The sequence below is a fragment of the Pseudomonas sp. R62 genome (genome assembly GCF_000257605.1).
Lineage (GTDB): Bacteria > Pseudomonadota > Gammaproteobacteria > Pseudomonadales > Pseudomonadaceae > Aquipseudomonas > Aquipseudomonas atacamensis.
The window spans coordinates 2,072,460-2,078,455 of record NZ_JH635998.1 but is presented as its reverse complement, the minus strand read 5'-3'; the positions used below and the strand labels follow the sequence as shown (position 1 = coordinate 2,078,455).

Genomic DNA, 5,996 nt, shown 5'->3' with positions numbered 1-5,996 from the left:
TGCGAACAGCCAGCGCCAGCCCATCAGCGGCCAGCGCATGCTCAACGGCCACGGAATGTCGCTGGCCTTGTTCTCCTGCGCCACCGGTTCGACGCCGTGCATGAAATACGCATACAGCGCTTGCATGTCGGCCTGGTTGACCCGCGCGTAGGACGGATAAGGCATCGCCGGGTACAACGTGCTGCCGTTTTTGGCCACGCCATGGCGCACGGCCTGATCGAAGTCCTCGAAGCTGTAATCGCCCAGGCCGGTTTTATCCGGGGTGATGTTGGTCGAGTAGATCGTGCCGATCGGTGTTTCCATCGGCAGGCCGCCGGCGAACGGCTTGCCGCCCTTGGCCGTGTGGCAGGCCACGCAGTCACCGGCGCGGGCAAGGTATTCGCCTTTTTTGATCAAGGTTTGATCAATTTCAGCCGCATGGATAGCGGCGCTGCCAAGCAGCGCCAGGGTCGCGATAACGAAAGTTTTCATGGTCATCGCTCCTTAAGCCTGCACCAGCGGGCCGGGGTTTTTCAGGTATTGCTCGCGGATCGCTTTCGCCGACCAGTAGGTCAGCGCCGCCACCAGTCCGGTCGGGTTGTAGCCCAAGCCCTGCGGAAACGCCGAGGCGCCCGGGACGAACACATTGTGCACGTCCCAGCTCTGCAAATAGCGGTTCAGCGCGCTGGTCTTCGGATCGGTACCCATGATTGCGCCACCGTTGAGGTGGGTGGTCTGGTACGAGGCGGTGTTGAAGTGGTCGCCGACCTGCTTGCCGATCACCGCAATGGCTTTCGGGCCCATGGCTTGGGCGATCTTGCCCATTTTCTCGACCATGAAGCGGTTCATCTTGATGTCGTTTTCCTGCCAGTCGAAGGTCATGCGCAGCAGCGGCAGGCCGTAGGCATCGCGGTACACCGGATCGAGATCGAGGTAGTTGCCACGGTAGGATTGATGCGCGCCGTGGGCGTCCATCGACACCTGGTGGGTGTAGTAATCGGCGGTGGCGCGTTTCCACGCGCTGCCCCAGGCCGGCGTGCCCGGCGGGTTCGAGGTGCCGGCAATCGGTCGACTGCCAGCCTGGTTGACCCACATCGGCGAGCCACCGACAAAGCCGTGCGGGCCGTGATCGAAGTTATCGGCGTTGAAGTCGTCCACCGCCACGCCGTTGCCGCCAGCGCCGATGAAGTTGTTGGTGTGGGTGTCCTTGTCGAAGAAGGCCTTGATGGTCGCCATGTTCTGGTAGGCGAAGTTACGCCCGACCACGCCTTCGCCGCTGATCGGATCGTAGGGTTTGCCGATCCCGGAGAGCAGCATCAGACGCACGTTGTGCAGCTGGAACGCGCCGAGGATCACCAGATCCGCCGGCTGCTCGATCTCGCGGCCCTGGCCGTCGATGTAGGTGACGCCGGTGGCTCTGGACTTACTGCTGTCGAGATTGACCCGCAGCACATGGGAGTTGGGCCGCAGTTCGAAATTCGGCAGGGGCTTGAGCGCCGGCAGAATGTTCACGTTCGGCGAGGCCTTGGAATACATGTAGCAGACGTAGCCGCTGCAGAATCCGCAAAAGTTGCACGGCCCCATTTGTGCGCCGTAGGGATTGGTGTACGGCCCAGAGGTATTTGCCGAAGGCAGGTTGTAGGGTTTGTAACCGACTTCTGTAGCCGCTTTACCAAACAGCTGTGCGGATACGGTGTTCTTCTGCGCTTCAAGCGGGAACGGGTTGGAACGGTCCGGCGCGTAGGGGTTGCCGCCCTTGCCCTGACCGACCAATTGGCCTTTCACGGTCCAGGCCTGGCCGGAGGTGCCGAAGACTTTTTCCGCGAAGTCGAAAAACGGTTCCAGCTCTTCATAGCTGACGCCGAAATCCTGGATGGTCATGTCCTTGGGGATGAAGCTTTTGCCGTAGCGTTCTTCGTAATGGCTGCGCATACGCAATTCGATCGGGTCGACGCGAAAGTGCACGCCCGACCAATGCAGCCCGGCGCCGCCGACGCCATTCCCCGGCAGGAACGCGCCCAACTGGCGGTTGGGCAGGGCGATGTCGTTGACGCTGTGGCGAATGGTCACCGTCTCTTTGGAGATGTCCTGAAAGAGCTTTTTCCGCACGCTGTAGGTGAGTTCGTCGATCACCTGCGGATAGTTGCCGTCGGGGTAGGTGTCCTGCATCGGCCCGCGCTCCAGCGCCAGCACGTTGAGACCCGCCTCGGTGAGTTCCTTGGCCATGATGGCCCCGGTCCAGCCGAAACCGACGATGACTGCATCAACCTTCTTCATTACCGTTGCCATGCTTACGCCCTCTCGCCGCGAATCGACACTGCCGGGAAGGGGTATTGCTCGTTGCGTTCCACCCAATCCATGAAATCGGCGCGGGCGCCGGGGAAACCGATCATGGTCCAGCCGACCATGCCTTTATTGCCACCGTGGATCGGGTCGCAGAAGAAACCCTCCTTGGTGTTTTGCAGCAGCAGATTGAAGAAGATCTTCGCCGGCACCGCGTCAAACTGCGGCTTGCCGGCTTCCAGTTGCTTGAGCAAATCGTCTCGGGTAGCGCTGTCTTGCTCGGCAAATGTTTTACCGCTGAGACCTTTTACCCACTGATCCGTGGCGGCGATGCCGAGGCGATAGATGTCTTTGGGCACCAGTTTGCTCTGCCAACCCATCTGCGGCGCAGCGTCGGCATTGAACGGGCCTTGCATGTACCACAGGGCACCGGCGGCGTACGGCGTGTTCATCTGGCGGTCGATGTATTCCGGCACGCCGGCTTCCAGCGCGCCCGGGCCTTGCGCGTCGTTGGGGATCAACTGGGCGACGGCGGCATTGATGAATGCCCATTCTTCAGCGGTGAAAAAGCTCGGCTGATAATCACCGGCGCCAGCCGCGGCCGGTTTTGCTGCGGCCGCCGCCGGTGTGCTTTCAGGTGCGGCTTGCAGCACGCTGCTGCCCAGGCCGGTACCGGCAAGCGTGACCACCGGAATCAGGGTCAGGGATTTGCGCAAGAACTCACGCCGCGGGTTGTCTCGATCTTGATCAGACATGGGGGGCACCTCATCAGGCATAGAAGTCAGCCGCTTCTGCGAGCAGCTCGAGGAATTTTGCGTCGCGATGACGAGGGTCTGTCCCGAAAAAGGGCGCCACGTCTGCAACATCATGTGACAAATGGTAGCAGGCTAAGCATCAAGAAAAACCGTTTTCCTGGAAAAAAGCCCGGTGAGGCGCCGATTCACGTTTCTTTGACGGCCGGCTCACGGCGTATTGACCGCTTGATAGCGAAGCTGCAATTCCTCCCATGAAGATTGCCGAAACGGTCAGCCCAGCATGTCTCGAGTGCGCTTTTTCCCCGCGTTATGTTTTTCGCTTGTTGCCCTGTTGCATGGCATTGCCGCCCTGGCGGCCGACGCCACGGCATCTCGCCCCGCCGAGTGGGCACAGCCGGTTGAGGCGCAGTTCAACCTGTTCCGCATGTCACCGACGCTGTATCGCAGCGCCTTGCCCAGCCGCAGCGCGGTGCCGCTGTTGAACGATCTGCATGTCGTCACCGTAATCAACTTCCTGCCTGATGCTGATAGCGATTGGCTCTCCGCGCCGGGCATCAAGCAAGTGCAACTGCCGTATCGCACCAATCACGTCGACGACAGCGATGTGCTCAAGGCTCTGCGCGCGATTCAGTCCGCCGAAGCCGACGGCCCGGTGCTCATGCACTGCAAGCACGGTTCTGACCGCACCGGTCTGATGGCGGCGATGTACCGCGTGGTGGTGCAGGGCTGGAGCAAAGAGCAGGCGCTCAAGGAAATGACCGAGGGCGGTTTTGGTGACAGTCAGCATTTCCACGACAGCGTGCGTTACGTGATGCAGGCCGATGTCGATCGGTTGCACGAAGCCTTGATCAATGGCGAATGCAGCACCAGTGCATTCGCCATGTGTTCGATGAAGAGCTGGTTCGACTCGGCGCACGTCCAGCGTTGATCAGCTCAATCGGCTGGCGCAGGAAACAGCGCGCTGTCGATCGGTTTACCCAAGAACGCTTGCAGCGCGGCGGGAAGTGACTGTCTGTCTCCCGACAGCAGGTGTTTGCGCAGGTCCCGGCCCGTCTGTTCATTGAACAGACCTTCACGTTCGAAGCGTTTGAATGCCTCGCTCGCCAGTACACCCGACCATTTGTAGGCGTAAAGCGAAGCCTCGTAACCGGTGACCAGATAATCGCAGCTGTTGGCGAAGCGGCAGTAGGCTGGAATATGCAGGCCCGGGAATGCGCTTTGCACATCCGCCATCACTTGTTGAACAGTGCGACCGTCGCCGTGACTGCAATGCAGTTCGAAGTCGAACAGCGCGCTCAGCAGCAGCATCGCCGTCTCTCGGCTGCGCTGGATGTCGGTGGTGGAAAACGCGGCGTCGGCCTGCGTTTGCGACAGGCGCTCACCGCTCTGATGATGCGTACCCAGCCAGCGCAGGAATTGCCCGGATAGCGCCCATTTCTCGAACAGCTGCCCGACAAACTCCGCAGCGTCGCGGCTCAGATGCGAAATGCCGGACAGGTTGTAGTGCGGCGAACGTGTCAGCACGTGATGCAGGCAATGGCCGAATTCGTGCAGCAGCACGCGCAGATCCTGATGTGCCAGCAGATTCAGCCCGTCGGCGGCGGCCGTGTAATTGCATTGAAGCGAGGCTATCGGCAGTGATGGCCGGCCTTCCGCATTGATCCGTCGGTTGCGCAGTACACCTGTCCAGGCGTAGTCGGCGCCAGCGGCGCGGTGGAACGGGTCGATGTAGATGAAGCCGACCGCTTGCTCATGCTCGCTGACTTCGAACAGGCGCACGTTTTCGTTGAAAGTCTCCAGGCGAATATTTTCGCTGATCCTGATGCCGAACATGTGCTCACTGAAGCGGCACAGGCTCTGCAGTATGGCGTCCAGCGGAAAAAACAGGCGCAGGTCCTGCTCCTCGCCGCCCAACTGCTTCAAGCGCAATTGCTCGGCGAGGAAGTCGTGATCCCACGCTTCTATCTGATCAATACCATACTGGCGTGCAGAGGCTTGCAGGTCATCGGTTTCGCGCGCAAGCGCCGCTGCATTGAGAGCGATCTGCTGCTGCAGAAAACGGCGGACCTGGTCAGTATCCACGGCCATGCGATCGAGCAGTCGCAGCTGAGCGAAGTTGTCGAAACCCAACAGCCGGGCTTTGGCATGACGCGCCGCCAGCAGCTTGTGCAGCACCGGTCCGTTGTCGAAGCGGCCGGCGTATGGCCCCTGATCCGAAGCGCGGGTGCACCAGGCTTTGAAACACTCTTCACGTAAACCGCGGTGCCGCGCCCGCTTCATGACCTGATCGTAAGTGTTCTGATCGAGTGTCAGCCGCCACCCGGGCAGGCCGGCCTTGTTGGCATTGGCGGCCAGATGCGCCTGCGTTTCGGCCGGCAGTCCTGCCAACAGCGCTGCATCGTCGATGTCCTTGCTCCATGCAGCGTTGACCGACCTGAGATTGCTCATGAAGCGCTTTTCCAGCAGATCGATTTCGCCGTTCAATCGCGTCAGATCCTTGCGCTGCGCACTCGACAATTCGCTGCCGGCCAGGTGAAACCTGCGCAGGATTTTCGCCAGCGAGGCTTTGCGTGCATCACTGAAGCTGGCGGCTATGGAGCTCTGTGCCAATCGTTGATAAACCTGGAGCAACTGTCGATTGCCGGCCTTCGCAGCCTTGTAATGCTGCGCAGCGTGGGTGCTGAGCGCTTCCTGCGCCAACCACTCGGGATCATCGGCATGTCTGACCGAAAGGAATTCGATAATCGCCATGGTTTCATTCAGGCGTGCATCGGCTTCATCGATGGCAATGACCACGTCGTCCCAGTTGGGATGATCGACTTGAGTGGCGATGACGTTTTCAATAACCAGCAGGTTGTCGGCAACGATGCGCTCGACTGCCGGCAGCAGATGTTCGGCGCGTATCGCCGACCAGGGCGGCAACTGCCATTGTTGCAGGAGGGGGTTGGTGTCAGGCATGGCGTCTTCCGTGAGAGAGGG

The 5,996-nt window shown here is 60.5% G+C and carries 5 protein-coding genes; 1 reads left to right on the top strand and 4 read right to left on the bottom strand.

Features of this window, described 5'->3' with window-relative positions; all coding sequences use genetic code 11:
• The 3 genes from OQK_RS10355 to OQK_RS10345 form a co-directional block, all read right to left on the bottom strand.
• Positions 1-471, bottom strand: a 471-nt coding sequence (locus tag OQK_RS10355; RefSeq protein WP_016772321.1) for a c-type cytochrome, incomplete at its 3' end; no start/stop codon positions are given.
• Positions 472-483: 12 nt separating this feature from the next.
• Positions 484-2,268, bottom strand: a complete 1,785-nt coding sequence (locus OQK_RS10350; protein ID WP_016772320.1) for a GMC family oxidoreductase — start codon at positions 2,266-2,268, stop codon at positions 484-486.
• A gap of 2 nt (positions 2,269-2,270) precedes the next feature.
• Positions 2,271-3,017: a gluconate 2-dehydrogenase subunit 3 family protein gene (locus OQK_RS10345; protein WP_016772319.1), complete on the bottom strand. Its 747-nt coding sequence runs from the start codon at positions 3,015-3,017 to the stop codon at positions 2,271-2,273.
• Between the two features lie 280 nt (positions 3,018-3,297).
• Between OQK_RS10345 and OQK_RS10340 the strand changes: the two genes are divergently transcribed.
• Positions 3,298-3,945, top strand: coding sequence for a phosphatase domain-containing protein (locus OQK_RS10340; protein WP_038860827.1), 648 nt, complete (start codon positions 3,298-3,300; stop codon positions 3,943-3,945).
• Between the two features lie 5 nt (positions 3,946-3,950).
• Here the strand turns inward: OQK_RS10340 and OQK_RS10335 are convergent, their stop codons facing one another.
• Positions 3,951-5,975, bottom strand: coding sequence for a M3 family metallopeptidase (locus OQK_RS10335; protein WP_016772317.1), 2,025 nt, complete (start codon positions 5,973-5,975; stop codon positions 3,951-3,953).
• Between the last annotated feature and the right edge of the window lie 21 nt (positions 5,976-5,996).

What these genes read in the sequence shown, in the direction of transcription:
- OQK_RS10350 (WP_016772320.1), bottom strand. Translation starts at nt 2,268, where the DNA reads ATGGCAACGGTAATGAAGAAGGTTGATGCAGTCATCGTCGGTTTCGGC.
- OQK_RS10345 (WP_016772319.1), bottom strand. Translation starts at nt 3,017, where the DNA reads ATGTCTGATCAAGATCGAGACAACCCGCGGCGTGAGTTCTTGCGCAAA.
- OQK_RS10340 (WP_038860827.1), top strand. Translation starts at nt 3,298, where the DNA reads ATGTCTCGAGTGCGCTTTTTCCCCGCGTTATGTTTTTCGCTTGTTGCC.
- OQK_RS10335 (WP_016772317.1), bottom strand. Translation starts at nt 5,975, where the DNA reads ATGCCTGACACCAACCCCCTCCTGCAACAATGGCAGTTGCCGCCCTGG.